The 15,949-nt window shown below is 39.8% G+C and carries 14 protein-coding genes; 5 read left to right on the top strand and 9 right to left on the bottom strand.

All coding sequences use genetic code 11. The features are described 5' to 3' along the window. Position 1 precedes the first annotated feature (1 nt). Positions 2-400: an 8-oxo-dGTP diphosphatase MutT gene (mutT, locus tag AC6H44_RS00720; RefSeq protein WP_500736870.1), complete on the top strand. Its 399-nt coding sequence runs from the start codon at positions 2-4 to the stop codon at positions 398-400. Between the two features lie 79 nt (positions 401-479). Here mutT and AC6H44_RS00715 read toward each other — a convergent pair whose 3' ends face one another. From AC6H44_RS00715 to pmbA, 3 genes are all read right to left on the bottom strand, one after another. Beyond that, on the bottom strand, positions 480-2,552 hold the full coding sequence (locus tag AC6H44_RS00715; protein WP_500736869.1) for a M13 family metallopeptidase: 2,073 nt from the start codon (positions 2,550-2,552) through the stop codon (positions 480-482). A gap of 225 nt (positions 2,553-2,777) precedes the next feature. Beyond that, a complete protein-coding gene (locus tag AC6H44_RS00710; protein ID WP_500736867.1) occupies positions 2,778-3,257 on the bottom strand; it encodes a DciA family protein in 480 nt (159 codons plus the stop codon). Positions 3,258-3,325: 68 nt separating this feature from the next. Further along, positions 3,326-4,675: a metalloprotease PmbA gene (gene pmbA, locus AC6H44_RS00705; protein WP_500736865.1), complete on the bottom strand. Its 1,350-nt coding sequence runs from the start codon at positions 4,673-4,675 to the stop codon at positions 3,326-3,328. A gap of 145 nt (positions 4,676-4,820) precedes the next feature. On the opposite strand from pmbA, the gene yjgA reads away from it, so the two are divergent. Together yjgA and hemN are read left to right on the top strand one after the other, a co-directional pair. Continuing rightward, positions 4,821-5,345: a ribosome biogenesis factor YjgA gene (yjgA, locus tag AC6H44_RS00700; protein ID WP_500736864.1), complete on the top strand. Its 525-nt coding sequence runs from the start codon at positions 4,821-4,823 to the stop codon at positions 5,343-5,345. A gap of 116 nt (positions 5,346-5,461) precedes the next feature. Next, positions 5,462-6,835 carry an oxygen-independent coproporphyrinogen III oxidase gene (gene hemN / locus AC6H44_RS00695; RefSeq protein WP_500736863.1) on the top strand — a complete coding sequence of 458 codons (1,374 nt, stop codon included), beginning with the start codon at positions 5,462-5,464 and terminating at the stop codon, positions 6,833-6,835. Positions 6,836-6,901: 66 nt separating this feature from the next. Here the strand turns inward: hemN and AC6H44_RS00690 are convergent, their stop codons facing one another. From AC6H44_RS00690 to AC6H44_RS00680, 3 genes are all read right to left on the bottom strand, one after another. Further along, on the bottom strand, positions 6,902-7,417 hold the full coding sequence (locus AC6H44_RS00690; RefSeq protein ID WP_500736861.1) for a DUF2489 domain-containing protein: 516 nt from the start codon (positions 7,415-7,417) through the stop codon (positions 6,902-6,904). 12 nt (positions 7,418-7,429) lie between these two features. Continuing rightward, on the bottom strand, positions 7,430-8,014 hold the full coding sequence (gene yihI, locus AC6H44_RS00685; RefSeq protein WP_500736860.1) for a Der GTPase-activating protein YihI: 585 nt from the start codon (positions 8,012-8,014) through the stop codon (positions 7,430-7,432). A gap of 751 nt (positions 8,015-8,765) precedes the next feature. Further along, entirely contained in the window at positions 8,766-9,398 is a 633-nt protein-coding gene (locus tag AC6H44_RS00680) for a c-type cytochrome (protein ID WP_500736859.1), read from the bottom strand. 281 nt (positions 9,399-9,679) lie between these two features. Between AC6H44_RS00680 and yihA the strand changes: the two genes are divergently transcribed. Next, positions 9,680-10,336, top strand: coding sequence for a ribosome biogenesis GTP-binding protein YihA/YsxC (gene yihA / locus AC6H44_RS00675; protein ID WP_500736858.1), 657 nt, complete (start codon positions 9,680-9,682; stop codon positions 10,334-10,336). Here yihA and AC6H44_RS00670 read toward each other — a convergent pair whose 3' ends face one another. The 3 genes from AC6H44_RS00670 to polA form a co-directional block, all read right to left on the bottom strand. Continuing rightward, positions 10,337-10,855 (bottom strand): DUF1285 domain-containing protein, encoded by a 519-nt coding sequence (locus AC6H44_RS00670; RefSeq protein WP_500736857.1) that lies wholly within the window; start codon positions 10,853-10,855, stop codon positions 10,337-10,339. Beyond that, complete coding sequence (locus AC6H44_RS00665) at positions 10,852-11,439, bottom strand: YceI family protein (RefSeq protein ID WP_500736856.1); 588 nt, start codon at positions 11,437-11,439, stop codon at positions 10,852-10,854. The genes AC6H44_RS00670 and AC6H44_RS00665 overlap by 4 nt, the downstream gene beginning before the upstream one ends. A 499-nt stretch (positions 11,440-11,938) precedes the next feature. After that, positions 11,939-14,674: a DNA polymerase I gene (gene polA / locus AC6H44_RS00660; RefSeq protein ID WP_500736855.1), complete on the bottom strand. Its 2,736-nt coding sequence runs from the start codon at positions 14,672-14,674 to the stop codon at positions 11,939-11,941. Positions 14,675-15,183: 509 nt separating this feature from the next. On the opposite strand from polA, the gene elbB reads away from it, so the two are divergent. Beyond that, positions 15,184-15,831, top strand: a complete 648-nt coding sequence (gene elbB / locus AC6H44_RS00655) for an isoprenoid biosynthesis glyoxalase ElbB (protein ID WP_500738346.1) — start codon at positions 15,184-15,186, stop codon at positions 15,829-15,831. Positions 15,832-15,949 lie beyond the last annotated feature (118 nt).

Genomic DNA, 15,949 nt, shown 5'->3' with positions numbered 1-15,949 from the left:
AATGACTAAGGTAATTATCAATGTTGCTGTGGGTGTAATTAAAAAAAATAACAATGTGTTTATTTGTAAACGAGCAAATGAGCAACACCAAGGTGGCTTATGGGAATTTCCAGGCGGAAAAGTAGAGCCTAGAGAAAGTGTGTTTCAAGCGCTAAAGCGTGAACTTTTAGAAGAAGTAGGACTAACTATTCATAGCTCAAGCGAACTTGTTACCATTGAGCATGACTATGGCGATAAATGCGTACGACTTAATGTGCATGTGGTCAGTAACTTTAATGGTCAAGCACATGGCGCCGAAGGGCAACCGAGTGAATGGGTAAGTATAAACGAACTTGATAACTATGAATTTCCTGCTGCCAATATCGAAATTATTAGCGCCATAAAAACGAAATATAGCTAACCTAATTTTTGGTTGATTTATCAGCAACAAAAAAGCCAGTGAGCTTAATCTTCACTGGCTTTTTTATTATGCGATTACATTACCAAATTTTTACGCGATCTTCAGGCTTGATATACATTTTATCGCCCTCTTTAACATCAAACGCTTGGTAAAATTCTGGCATGTTCGACAAAATACCAATCACGCGATAATGACTCGGTGAATGTGAATCGGTCATTAAACGATTACGCAATGCTTCATCACGGTATTTACGACGCCAAATTTGCGACCAGCCCATAAAGAAGCGTTGGTCGCCCGTATAGCCTTCAATAATTGGCGCTACAGATTCACCCAGCGATAGCTGATAGGCTTTATAAGCGACGGTTAAACCACCTAAATCACCAATGTTTTCACCCAGTGTCAGCTCCCCATTAACGCTGGCATCTTCAAACGGTTTATATTGATTATACTGGGCCACTAAAGCAGCACTGCGCTGTTCAAACTGCTTAAGGTCTGACTCGCTCCACCAATTACGTAAATTGCCATCACCGTCGTATTTTGCACCTTGGTCATCAAAGCCATGGCCTAACTCATGACCAATAACCGCACCAATGGCACCATAGTTAACCGCATCATCCGCTTCTAAATTAAAAAACGGTGGCTGTAAAATCGCCGCAGGGAATACTATTTCGTTATTTACGGGATTGTAGTAAGCATTCACTGTTTGTGGCGTCATATGCCACTCAGATCGATCAACTGGCTTACCTAATTTAGAAATCATATCTGCATAAGCCCACTCACTGTAGCGAATATAGTTACCGACTAGTTCATCAGGGTTAATCGCTAAATCTGAATAATCTTTCCATTTATCTGGGTAACCTATTTTAGGGGTAAACTTATCCAGCTTTTCTTGCGCCGCAATTTTTGTTTCAGGGCTCATCCACTCAAGGTTTTCAATTGCCACTGAATAGCCTTTAATCACGTTATCAACTAATTCTTCCATGCGCGCTTTTGCCTCTGGCGGGAAGTTTTCTTTAACGTAAACTTTACCTAAAATTTCACCCAGTACGCTGTTTGATGCATCAACGGCTTGCTTCCAAAGTGGCGCCTGCTCTTCAACACCACGTAAGATGGTACTGTAAAAATTAAATTTTAAATCCACTAACTCTTTATTAAGCAACTGTGCGTAATTACTCACAAGGTGAAACTTTAAGTAGTTTTGCCAAACCGCTAAGTCAGTATTTTTGTAGATGTTAGCAAGCGCTTCGAAATAACTAGGCTGACTCACAATTAACTCTTGGACATCAATGCCTACTGCTTCAAAGTAAGCACTTAAATCAAACTCACCCATTAGCTCATTAGCAGCAGCAACACTCATTTTATTATAAGATTTTGTTGCATCACGGCTTTGTACTCGGCTCCACTGGGCATCAGCAAGTGTCGTTTCAAGGTCAAGTATTGCCTTAGCTGCATCAGCGGCATTATTAACGCCAGCTTTAGCTAAAATATCGGTGATATAGGTTTGATAAGCCGCGCGAATTTTTGTGAATTTTTCATCATCTTTTAAATAGTAATCACGATCAGGTAAACCCAGTCCCGCTTGATAGGCATAAAGCGCATTTTCACTTGAGTTTTTAGCGTCATTGTTTACATACCAACCAAAAGGAAGATCTCCGCCTTTAACTTGTAGCTGTGCCATGAGTGTGACAAGTGCGGCTTTATCTTTCACTGCATCAATGCTTTTAATAGCCGGCTCAAGTGGTAACATCCCTAACTCTTCACGTGCATTTTCAGCCATGTAGCTAGTATAAAATGCGCCGATCTTATATTCATCTGAACCTGGCTTTGCGCTGCTATTGGTACTGGCATTTTCTAGTACCGTTTTCATTGCTTTTTGCGATTCATCATATAACTGTGAGAACGACCCATAGTTTGACTTATCGCCAGGTATTTCAGTGTTTGCTAACCATTGGCCATTTACGTGATAATAAAAATCATCCTGTGCGCGGACGCTTTCATCGATATTTTGTAAATCAACACCTAAGGCACGAGGGGTTGCCACCGGTGCGGTCACTGTTGTTGCTTCTGCTTGCATTTCTTGTGGCTTTTCATCGCAGCCCACTAAACCTAACGCCAATGCAATACTGGCGGCAGTCATTGTTATTTTTTTCATAAGAATTCCGTCTATTAATTAGAATAAATACGCATTTCATTAAGATTTGATAACTCAAAAAACAATAGGATGCAGTCTATTACCTGCTTAATGAAATACGCATCAGCTACAACCTAATTTAGGAAGTACTACCTAAGCATCATAAACCTGATTTAAATAACAATAAAATTGAATATGTAACAAAGTATTTTAAGGTAAAAAGGCCATCAATAACTCAAATTAAGACTACGGCTTTTTTTTACCATGTAAAGCTAAGCGCTGCAGCTTTTCTTTTAATGACGGTGGAGCTGAATCGGCGATAGCATTTAAATAATCAGCCGTTTGTTCACTCATTCTAAGGGAGTTAGTCGATTTGCCATCAGCTGCTTTAGGGCGGCTGCTTAAACGTTGAGTCGCCTGTGGATTGGCAATAATTTTTATTTGCCCAAGCTCCGCCATACCTGCTGCTCTAAAATGAGATTGCATATCCATTTTTAAATAATTAAGCCTAAGCGCAATAGGCGCTGAGACAGCTTCTATCATTAAAGTGCCATCGCGGTAATTACTCACTCGGCATTTATCGCCTAGTTTAGGGCCTAAAAAATCTCGCAACAATTGTTGCTGTGTATCCAATGCTTGGCTTTTCCCCGCGTAGGCTGCTAAACGGCTATTTAGCCCGGCCATAATATCGGTTAACGGTTTTGGCGCATATCTATCTTTAGCCATATTACACCTTAAAAACACCTAAAGTGGGCTTGCTTAAATTAAACTAAATTTAAGCAAGCGGATTGGTATTAAGCTCCTGCTACTTGCATTTGTTCAATCAGTACAGAACCGGTTTGAATACCGCCGCGACGCTCTATATCGCCACCAATAGCAGCAATACCTTTAAACATATCTTTTAAATTACCAGCAATGGTAATTTCACTTACTGGGTACTGTATTTCCCCATTTTCAACCCAAAATCCAGCGGCACCGCGCGAGTAGTCACCGGTTACAGTATTTACGCCCTGCCCCATAAGCTCAGTAACTAATAAACCTGTGCCCATGGTTTTTAATAATGCGCTTAAATCTTGATGCGTTTGCTCAACTAACCAATTATGAATTCCGCCAGCATGCCCTGTTGGGGTCATATTCATTTTACGTGCCGCATAGCTTGCTAATAAATACGTTTGCAGCTCACCGCCGTGGATGATTTCTCGGTCTAAAGTTTTAACCCCTTCGCTATCAAATGGCGATGATGCTAACCCTTTTAGCAAATGCGGCCGCTCTGAAATATTAACCGTGTTGCTAAATACTTGTGTGCCTAGGCTATCAAGTAAAAAACTTGATTTACGATACAATGCACCACCGCCAATGGCTGACACTAAATGACCAAACAACGAGTTAGCAATATCAGCTCTAAAAATGACCGGCACCTTCATAGTACCTAACTTTTGACTGTTTAGCTTAGCGAGAGTTTCTGCGGCAGCTTCAAGCCCCACACTTGCTGCGTCCTTCAACCCAGCCTGATCGCGAGAAATGGTATAAGCTGAATCACGCTGCATATGCTCGCCTTCTTTACCTATCACCATAGTGCTGATGCTATGACGTGTACGCGGGTAACCTGCAATTAAACCATGACTATTACCATACACTCGCAGCCCTTGATGCGAAGAGAAGCTAGCACCATCTGAATTAACAATGCGCTCATCGGCATTTAATGCGGCTTGCTCTGCGCTATGGCATAAATCAATTCCTTGCTCAGGGGTTACATCCCAAGGATGAAACAAGTCTAAATCTTTAGGGGCAAACTCGAGTAATTCTTTATCCGCAATACCATTACACGGATCGTCTGAGGTAAATTTAGCAATATCTATGGCTTTTTCGACCACAGTTCGCAATGTTTTTGGATTTAAATCAGCCGTTGAGGCAGAGCCTTTGTTATTGCCAACATACACACTAATACCTAGACCACCATCTTGGTTAAACTCAATGGTTTCTACCTCGCCCATGCGCGTACTTACCGATAGCCCTGAGGTGCTCGACATAGCCGCTTCGGCAGCAGTGGCACCGAGTTTTTTAGCGTGTTCGAGTACTTCTAAAACAGCCTCTTTTACTTGAGAAATTTGCGAATAAATTGGATCTTGATGTTGGCTTTTCATAAATTCTGTCCTGAGCCTCGAAGGCCATGTTGCACACATTTTTTATATTTAAATGCTAACACACTCACTGCACCACATCAGCTAATATTAATCACTAAAAGAATCGCGTATAATAGATTAAGTTATTTTTATTTAAGAGCGCCCCATGGCAAAGAAAAAAGGCAAGCCTGCTGAAATTGAAGAAGAAATTATATATGTATCAAAAAGTGAACTTAAGCGCGATGCGCAAGAGTTTCATCAGTTAGGTTCTGAAATTGCCAAAATGGGTAAAAAGCAGCGCGAACGCCTGCCGCTCAATGATGACTTAATAGAAGCAATGGTTGTCGCTGATAAAATTAGTAATAAAAGCGATGCTTACCGTCGTCATTTAAATTACATCGCAAAAACTCTTCGTACTGTAGAAAACATCGAAGAAATTAAAGCGATTATTGACGTAATGCTTAATAAAAATAACCAAGCAGAGGTTATGATTAAAAAAATTGAGCAACTGCGCAGTGATTTAATTGAGCAAGGGGATGACCTGATCAACGAAACAATTGAACAATACCCTGCGCTTGAGCGCCAAAAAATGCGCCAACTAGTGCGTAATGCCGCCAAAGAAGTCAAAGATGAGAAGCCTGCTAAAGGTTACAAAGAGCTATTTCAGTATCTTAAAGACGCCATAATGTAACGCAGCCGCATTACATACTAAAAAGGTGCTGCGGCACCTTTTTTTGTTGTAGATCAAAGCCGCCTTCCCTTTGCTTTTTTACAATACGCAGCAACTTAAAAGATAAGGTGCGCGTGATGATTAAACTTCCTCAATGGGATCAAAATTTAATAAATAAATACAATATATCGGGCCCGCGTTACACGTCCTATCCGACTGCACTTTCATTAGCTGAGGGGTATCAGCAGCAAGACCTGATCAGTGCCATTGAATCATCGCAAACCCGTGCTTTGTCTTTATATATTCACATTCCGTTTTGTAGCCAGCTTTGTTACTACTGTGGCTGCAATAAAGTGATTACCCGCCATCAATCTAAAGCCGATACCTATTTAGACTTTTTAGCCAAAGAAATCGCCGCCCAAGCACCACTGTTTCAAGATTATCAGGTTGAACAATTACATTTAGGCGGTGGTACACCGACCTTTTTAACCGCAGTACAAATGACGCGCTTAGTGACACTACTAGAGCAACATTTTAACTTTAGCGATACTTGTGAGCGCGGTATAGAAATAGACCCCCGCTCACTGGCTGATAATATGCTAGTTGATTTAAGCGCCTTGGGCTTTAATCGAGTATCGTTTGGTATTCAAGATTTTAATGACGAGGTGCAGCTAGCAGTTAATCGTCCGCAGCATGTTGATAATGTTAAACAGTTAATTACCCAAGCAAAACAACTAGGCTTTAAGTCGATTAATGCTGATATGATTTATGGCTTACCACTACAAACACCTGAGAGTTTTACGCAAACTATTGAACAGCTTATTGCCTTAGACCCTGATCGCGTTTCAGTATTTAACTATGCTCATTTACCGGAGCGTTTTGCCGCCCAACGTAAAATTAAAGACGCCGATTTACCCAGTGCGCATAATAAGCTCACCATGTTTAAAAATACCCTAGCGCAAATGACCCAAGCAGGTTATCAATTTATAGGTATGGACCACTTTGCAAAAGTTGATAATGAGTTAGCCATTGCCCAAAACAACGCTCAACTGCATCGTAATTTTCAAGGCTACACCACTCATGGCGAATGCGACTTACTGGGCTTAGGTGTTTCATCTATTTCTCAAATAGGTACAGCCATATTACAAAACAAAAAAGAGTTAAAACATTATTACCAAGCAGTCGACGAGCAAGCTGGCAGTGCCATTAATAAAGGCATGCATTTAACAGAGGATGATCTAATTCGCGCCGATGCGATTAAACAGCTTATTTGCCAGTTTGAGCTTGATATGACCGTATTTGCCAACAAACATAAGATTAGTTTTAACGACTACTTTAAAGACGCTTTAAAAGCACTGGCACCATTAATTGCCGATGAAATGGTGACAATAGAAAACAACCTAATTAGCGTAACACCAAAAGGGAATGTGTTTATTCGTATAATTTGCATGTGCTTTGATGCGCATTTACAAAAACAAATAAATGCCACTCGGTTCTCACGCGTAATTTAAAAATAGCAGGCATAAAAAAAGCAGATCAAAATCTGCTTTTTTTGTTTATGCTATAAAATCTAGCCGCTAGTTAAAAACCACGTTTTCACTGCCTTGCGCCGCTTTGAACTCAACAATAATTTTTTCACAGTCGGCTTTAATTTCATCACTAAGCGACTCTTCTGCGCGCCAGCGCGCGGTATCTTGCTGAAAAATTTCTTTTTTAGCGTATTTTTTACGTGAATCATGAGTTGGCATTTCTTTTACCACATCGTACATTTTATAAATGCCAGGATACGCAGTCGTTAAGTCACGCTCAGTTTCAAAGCTGTATTGCGACATCAATACCCAAATACGTAAACAGCCCTCAGAATACTCACATTGCTTTTCATTCATCGCACGTGCAATTAAATGAATACTATCGGCTAACTTCGCATTACGCTTTAAACGCGACTGCTTTAACTTTTGCTGTTGCTCTGCTTGTTTTTTACTAATTAGCTTTTTTTGCATATTTAGCTTATAGAGCAATTGACCCGCATAAAATGCTAAGCCCGCTATAATAGCAGCACCTACAACTAAAGCTAAGATCACCGCTGTACTCATTACGTATCCTTATTACTTATCATCGTCATCATCTAGCCATTCTTTAGCGAGATCATTCGATAGGTATTGATCAAAGTCAGAGTTAGTTTCTTCATCGCTGAGGTCATCTTCAAACTCGTCTTCATCGTCAATGCCCAATAATTTACACAGTACTTGATGACGCGCTATACGGCTGTTGAAATACTTTGCATCTTTACCGGTGAGCATTTCACCTTGTTCATGACGCTCAACTAATTTAAGTAAGCGCTCATCATTTTCAAGTGCTTCTAATTCTTGTTCAGGCGTTAACTGCGGTTCAACCGCTTTTTTAAGCTCTGCCACAGGCTTAAGGTTACGTTTCATTTCAATTTTTGGTTCAGTAGCTGGTGCAACTAATGGCACTGCTTTTTTACTACCAACGCGTTTATCTTTAGAAGTTGAACCTGTTTTTTGAGTATCATTACTCAATGCATCCGGTGCATTACGCGAACCAGGCTTAGCGCCCTTGGTTTTTTTAACACGTTGCTCTTTCAATGCGCGCATTTCTTTAAGCTTATCTTGGCTTAAACGCACAGGGCCATTTGATGGAATTTTACGTGACTTTTTCTTTCTACTCATAATCTTGTTCATCTCACTTAAGAGGTTTTGAGCGACGCGCAACTAAATGGGCATCGCGGTGCTGGCCTAGCCAGAAGAGTTCGGTTTGCGTTTTTGAGGTTGGGCTTCTCTTGTAACGCCAAAGCATAGTTAGATGCTTTTTTTAAACGGTGTGTATTGTAACAGCACAAATAAAAAGGCGGTAGAGAAAACATCTCTACCGCCTGCTAATTTGAGCGCCATTATATGGACACTTCTCCCTTCGACTTTTAGTCTTTATTATTTTTATTATTATTATTTCTTTATCCGTATTTTTGTTATTTATCTTCCGTGTAACATTCCATTTTGTTTTTATTATTAAACTTCCATGGGTTTTTATTATTTTCGGTCTTCCTAACGCTTTGTTGATATTTCCTTTGATAACACCATTAATGTGTTATTTAATCGTGCCGCGCCACTATCCTTGTAACGTTTTCCTATTTGTTATTGTTGTTACGACAGGGAAAAATTTACTCGTTAATATTTTTGTTACAACTAATTTATATCTTTTTTCTTGAATCAAATACAAAGAAAAAGATCAAAAAATATAAATTACAATAAGTTAGCCCAATAAATTAAAATAAAATGAGATTTTTCTCACACCAAAGCATGGTCAATATCTTACAAGGAAAAGCGCTTTATCGGTCATAGCAGACACAAAAAAAGCAGCTAACGCTGCTTTTTACACTAATTGACAGTGTATTATGTTAACAACATCTAAATAAATACGACTTTAGTGTAGACCACCAAGGTATTTAGATAATGTTTCAATGTCTTTGTCAGTTAATTTCTTTGCAATGTCCTGCATAACACCATTTAGGTCATTATTACGAACACCATCTCTAAACTGTTCCAGTTGTGACTTGATGTATTCTGGATGTTGGAAAGAAATTTTTGGGAATTTCGCTAACGATGAACCATTACCACGTGGACCATGGCATGCAGCACATGATGGAATTCCGCGTTCAGCGTCACCTGCTTTGTACAACATAGCCCCTGTTGCTTCAACATCTTTAGGCGTAGCACCTTCAGACATATTTAAAGAAGCAAAATAAGCAGCCAAGTCTTTCATATCTTGGTCGCTTAATGGCATTGCCATACCGCTCATTACTGGATTCATCCGACCTTGCTTACCACCTGAGGTCATGCCTAATTTAAATTCAGTAAGTTGCTTATATAAGTAATCCGCATGTTGGCCTGCAATTTTTGGGTAAATGTTAACCGGCGCGTTACCGTCTGGGCCATGACAAGCCGCACACGTTGCTGATTTTTCTTTACCTGCGTTTACATCGCCATCAAATGCTGTTGCGTTGCTTGCTGACAACGCACCAAGCAATATAGTTAAAGATAGTGCTATTTTTTTCATGGTGAATTCTCTGTTTCCGACCCTGTATCATCTACAATATGGATGTTGTGATTGTTACATTCTACACGATATTAAATTCTCTGGCACGTTTTCTACACATATTAAACCTATTAATTATAAGGTTTTGAATAAAATTAATAGCTAAGTCAATTAAATTGTACCGTCGGCAATGGTTTTCCATGTTTAAATACGCTTTTTAATAGCTACTTAATAGTATAAAATACGCGCCACGGGTGAATTTAGTTTACTCTACGTTATTTTTTTAAGTTTTAGGAGAGCCTGTGCTCAAATCTCGTATCAAGTATAACACTGCGTCTTTTGTTACAAGCGCGCCAGACATCACTAAATTACCTGCTGATACGGGAATTGAAGTCGCGTTTGCCGGTCGCTCTAATGCAGGTAAGTCAAGTGCACTTAACGCACTAACCGATCAAAAGCTAGCGCGTACCAGTAAAACACCAGGCCGCACTCAGTTGATCAACACATTTGAATTAGCCGATGTTGATAATATGCGCCTCATAGACCTACCGGGCTATGGGTTTGCAAAAGTACCCATTGAAATGAAAAAGAAATGGCAAAAATCGCTAGGAGAATACCTGCAAAAACGCCAAAGTTTAAAAGGGATTGTGGTATTGATGGATATTCGTCATCCATTAAAAGATTTAGACCGCGACTTAATTAACTGGGCAGTAAGCAGTGAAATTCCGGTATTGGCACTCTTGACCAAAGCCGATAAGCTAAAGCAAGGCCCGCGTAAGTCTCAAGTTCTTAGCGTACGTCGTGAGTTAAGTGAATTAGAGGGTGATATTACCGTTCACGCATTTTCATCACTTAAGGGCACCGGCTTACCAGAAGTTGCTAAAAAGCTTGATGAGTGGTTTTTAGGCCCAATAGTTGCCGTTCCACCGGCTGAGTTAACAGCACCCGATAGCGAATAATCACTGTAAGTAAAATTTCTGCAGTGCGGAAGTAATAAAATAGCCGAGCTCATCTGTTTCGGCTATTTCAGCCCACTGATAAAACACATTTCTTGCAACTCGCGCAAAACAGCCATAGGGTAATTGCATATAAGGCACAGCCGTACCTTTGTAGTCGTTAATATAAAGTGACTCAGAGCGACTTAATAACCAAGTCCGTTGTAGGTTATCAATACAGCAAATAACACTGCCATCAGATGTCGACTCACGATGCCAACTTACAATAATAAAGGGCGCATCCTTCACTTCAATCGCGATTTTTTCTACCGGTGTTTTTAAGTAAAACTGCTCATCTTCGTTGCATAATACACTGGCAAAAAGTTTCACCATTGATTGGCGAGTAATTTCACTACCGCCATAAAACCATTTACCTTGCTCATCAATCAATAATGGTAACTGCCCGCAGTGAGCGGGCTGCCATTGTTCGAAAGATTTGCTTGGCTCGCTTAGTTGCTTACTAAGCTCATTAAGTGAGATCACTGCTTTTTAAAGGTAAGCGCAAATGTAACCGGCACAGCAGTAGCAATTGCCGGTAAACCCGCTAATTTTTGTAACTGCATAATACCTTCAGTAATCTTAAAATCTTCGCTATTAATAATAATAGGGGTTAAAGACGCCACACTTAAGTCACTATTTTGTGCACTACTGACTAATACATCAACCACTAGCGATTTTTTTTGACCATGAAAGTCTAACTCTGCATTAATACCTTTTAATAAATGCTGACCTGGTTGCTTAATAAGTGATAATTTATCCGATAAATCAGCGGTTAAAATAGCGCTTGCAAACGTGTCAGATTCAAACAAAATTTTACTCAGACGTTCATTACGAATAGGAATAAAGGTTTCTGCTGAGGTGAGATCAACGTTCACGCTAAGCTCACCTTGCTCACTCAGTTGTCCTGCTAATTGAGTAAAGTGATTCGCTTCAGCAATGCTGTTACTTTTAATAGAAACAAAACTTAATTGGCTTTTATCGTTCAGTAGTTGCCAGTTTGCCGATGCGACACCTGAAACGAGTAAACATGACAAAGATAAACCTGCTATAGCTAACGTTTTAAACATAATGCACTCCTAAAATAAAAAAACTTATACTGGTAAAATAAATACTTTGATCAGCCTAGCTGAAAATCATTAGTGACTGTGGGGCAAAACGACAATGCAAAGTAAGCTGATGTTATCATTTAAAACGCGAAGTGCAATTAGAGAATAAATTTAACGCTTGGCAGTCAAGCTATAAAAAAACAGCCCATCAAATAAATGACAGGCCGATATAGCAAACTGGGGAGAAGCTATCAATACGTTGCATCTTACGATGCATCATCAACAGGATGTCCTACAGGATGAGGACGGGCGGCACTTTACCAAAAGCAAGCATAGAAATACAAGCATATTATTGATAATCGAAGCGAATTGACGAACCACTAACGATTTACTACAAACCGCTGTTTAGTTTAACCTTTTATTAACCTTTAAGCCTATAAAAAGCGCCTGATGGCGCTTTTAAATAATACTTTTTAAACTCTGTATTTGCCTATATTAAAACCATTACAGGAGCGCTAAATTAGTGTGCTTGTTCCCAGTTATCACCTTCGTCAGCTTCAACAATAAGGGGGACATCTAACTGTGCCGCTTGTGACATCAGCTCACAAATGTGTTTGGTGTATTGCTCGGTGCATTCTGTTTTGATCTCAAATACCAATTCATCGTGTACCTGCATAAGTAACTTAACCGTATTAGGTGGTTGCTGATTAACCCAAGTATGTACACTTAGCATGGCTTTTTTAATAATATCGGCCGCAGTGCCCTGCATCGGTGCATTAATTGCGGCGCGTTCAGCCCCTTTACGACGTGCCCCATTGCGCGCATTAATTTCTGGTAAATGTAAGCGACGACCAAAAATGGTCTCCACGTAACCATTTTCTGCCGCTTTTTCACGGGTTGTTTCCATATACTCTAAAACACCAGGGAAACGCTCAAAGTATTTATCGATATAATGCTGCGCTTCATGGCGAGGCACATCAAGTTGACGCGCCAAACCAAATGCCGACATCCCATAAATAAGACCAAAGTTAACCGCTTTAGCTTTACGACGCATGTCTGTGGTAACTTCTTCAAGCTCAACCCCAAATACCTCAGCAGCCGTGGCACTATGAACATCTAAGCCATTTGCAAACGCATTTAATAATCCTTTGTCTTGGGACAAATGCGCCATAATACGCAGTTCTATTTGACTGTAATCGGCCGCCACAATTTTATATCCATCGGCAGCAATAAAGGCTTCACGAATACGGCGTCCTTCCTCTGAGCGAATAGGAATATTTTGTAAATTAGGATCGCTTGAACTTAATCGACCGGTTGCTGTTACTGCCTGATGATAAGAAGTATGCACACGTTGTGTATGCTCATTCACTATCACGGGTAATTTATCGGTGTAGGTTGATTTAAGTTTAGATAAACCACGATGCTCAATAATCACTTTAGGCAATGGGTAATCGTGTGCTAACTCTTGCAATACTTCTTCTGCGGTAGAAGGTGCGCCTTTGGGTGTTTTTTTAATAACTGGCAGTTCGAGTTTTTCAAACAACAATACCTGTAATTGCTTTGGTGAGCTTAAGTTAAACGGCTCGCCTGCAATTTCAAATGCTTCTTTTTCAAGCTCAAGTAATCGCTCACCCAAACGTTGGCTATGGGCTGCCAACATCTTGCTGTCGATCGCCACACCAGTGCGCTCAATATCAGAAATAACGCTAACTAGTGGCATTTCTATATCTTCAAATACCGATTTAAGTTTTTCATCTGCTTCAAGTTTTGGCCATAATACGTGGTGTAAACGAAGCGTAATATCGGCATCTTCTGCCGCATAAGGTGCCGCTTTTTCAAGCTCAATTTGATTAAACGTGAGCTGCTTTTTGCCTTTTCCTGCAATGTCTTCAAAGCTAATGTTTTTGTGGCCTAAATATTTAAGTGCCAACGAGTCCATATCGTGACGCGTGCCTACACTATTAAATACATAAGACTCCAGCATAGTATCGAACTTTATGCCTTTAAGCTCATAACCTGCATTAGCCAGTACGCTTTTATCGTATTTTAAATTCTGACCTACTTTGGCTTTATTTTCATCTGCTAGTATAGGCCCTAACTTTTGCATCACATATTCAAGGCTTAGCTGCTGTGGTGCACCTGGGTAATCATGTGCTAGGGGTAAATAAGCCGCTTCCCCTGCTTTAATCGCAAAGCTCATGCCCACCAATTGCGCTTTCATATACTCTAAACTGGTGGTTTCAGTATCAAAAGCAAATAGCTCAGCGTCATTAAGCTGCTCAATTAAGGCATTAAACTGTGTTTGCGTTAAAATCGTTTCATAGTGCGCATCTTCCACTTTTGGCAGCTCATTCGCTTGCGTGGGTACTGCTAAGTGTGTGTCGGTATCTTTTGAGTTGTCTAGCAGTTCAGCCAGCCAACGACGAAACTCACATTCGCCGTATAAAGCAATTAATTCGTCTTTATTGGGTGTTTGCAATTTAAAAGTATCAAGATCAGATTCAACCTCAACATCACATTTAATGGTGGCAAGATCATAGCTTAACGGTAAATGATCAATCGCCTTTGTAAGCTTTTCACCTATTTTACCTTTAATATCAGCTGCATTATCAATGACACCTTGAAGCGATCCGTACTTTTGCAACCACTTAACCGCTGTTTTAGGCCCACATCCCTCAACGCCAGGAATGTTATCGACTTTGTCGCCCATTAAAGCTAAATAGTCGATAATGAGTTCAGGCCCAACACCAAATTTTTCAACCACGGTGTGGGGATCTGAAATACTGTCGGTCATGGTATTAATAAGGGTGACATGTTCATTGACCAACTGCGCCATATCTTTATCACCGGTCGATACCAATACATGACGTTGTTGCTCAGAGGCAATGCGTGCAAAAGTACCAATGACGTCATCGGCCTCCACACCTTCAATACTGATTAACGGAAATCCCATCGCTTTAATAATACTGTGCAGCGGCGCTATTTGAGAACGCAGATCGTCAGGCATTGGCGGGCGATTCGCTTTATAGTCGCTGTACATGTCATTTCTGAAAGTTTTACCTTTAGCATCAAATACCACCACCATATGGGAGGGATCGTATTGTTTGATCAAACTTTTCAACATATTTACCACGCCATAAATAGCACCGGTGGCCTCACCTTTAGAATTGGTTAAATGTGGCGGCGAATGATAAGCACGAAACAAATATGAAGAGCCATCAACAAGAATAAGCGGGTTTTCGGGGATCTGAGCCATGGTAAAATTGGATCCTAAATACAAAAAAATGATATGGATGTAAGCATGCCACAAGGCAATAAATAAAACGACAGTGAATTAATGACAACAATAGGACTACACTTTTAATAAGCTGTGGATAACTATGTAGATAACACCCACACTCAATTTATCCAAAGCATATTAAAACACTTAGATTAATTTGTAATGTATTGTTTTATTTAAAAAAAGATAATGCGAGGTTCTTTTTTATTATTTTTTTACCAATGTGGAAAAGCATTAAAACTGTTACTGATGTTGTAACCCACTTTGATTACTTACGTCCATTTAAATAACTGAATGAACATTCTAGCATAATGGATCAAAGATCATAGCGATCCTTTATAATTTTTTTCCACCTCACTGGTCACTAAATAGCATATAGCGCATAACAACTTACTTTGCGGCTAAAAAATCGGCAAATAAATTTTTAAATCCGCTGATTGGTCGTGTTAAACTTTATAAAGGTGACTTAAATGGAGCAAAATAATATGAAAAATGTAGCGGTAATTTTAGCGGGCTGTGGCGTGTTTGATGGTAGTGAAATTAATGAAGCCGTACTTACTTTGTTACATATTGAAAAAAATAACGCTAAGTATCAGTGCTTTGCACCAGACATAGAACAATATCACACCGTTAATCACGTCTCTGGTGAAGAAATGATAGAACCGCGTAATGTATTAGTTGAATCTGCGCGTATCGTGCGCGGCAACATCAAGCCACTTAGCGAATTAGACGCGACAGAATTTGATGCTTTAATTGTTCCTGGCGGTTTTGGTGTAGCTAAAAATTTATCTGACTTTGCTATTAATGGCACTAACGCTAAAGTAAATACCGATGTACTTTCAGCTTGTAAAGCATTTGCAAAGGCAAACAAAGCCACTGGTTATATGTGTATTGCTCCGGCTTTGCTACCATTTATTTACAACCAGCCCACGCTTACTATTGGTAACGATAGCGATACGATAAAGGCTTTAACTGCCTTGGGCGCTGAACATATAGAGTGCAAAGTAGAAGATATTGTTATTGATACAGACAATAAATTGGTGACAACGCCTGCCTATATGTTGGCGCAATCTATTTTAGACGCCGATGCAGGAATCGATAAGCTAGTGCGTAACGTATTAGCTATGAGTTAAGGGTTAAGAATTTTTATCGCATTAAAATGCTTAATAGTACTGTTTTATAATTTAACTACACACTAAACCATGTAATTTTATTGAGTTAAGACAATCATTAGTCGTATTTATAAATAAA

This window comes from Pseudoalteromonas sp. TAP-3C (assembly GCF_059888565.1).
This window is presented reverse-complemented; position numbering and strand designations above follow the sequence as displayed.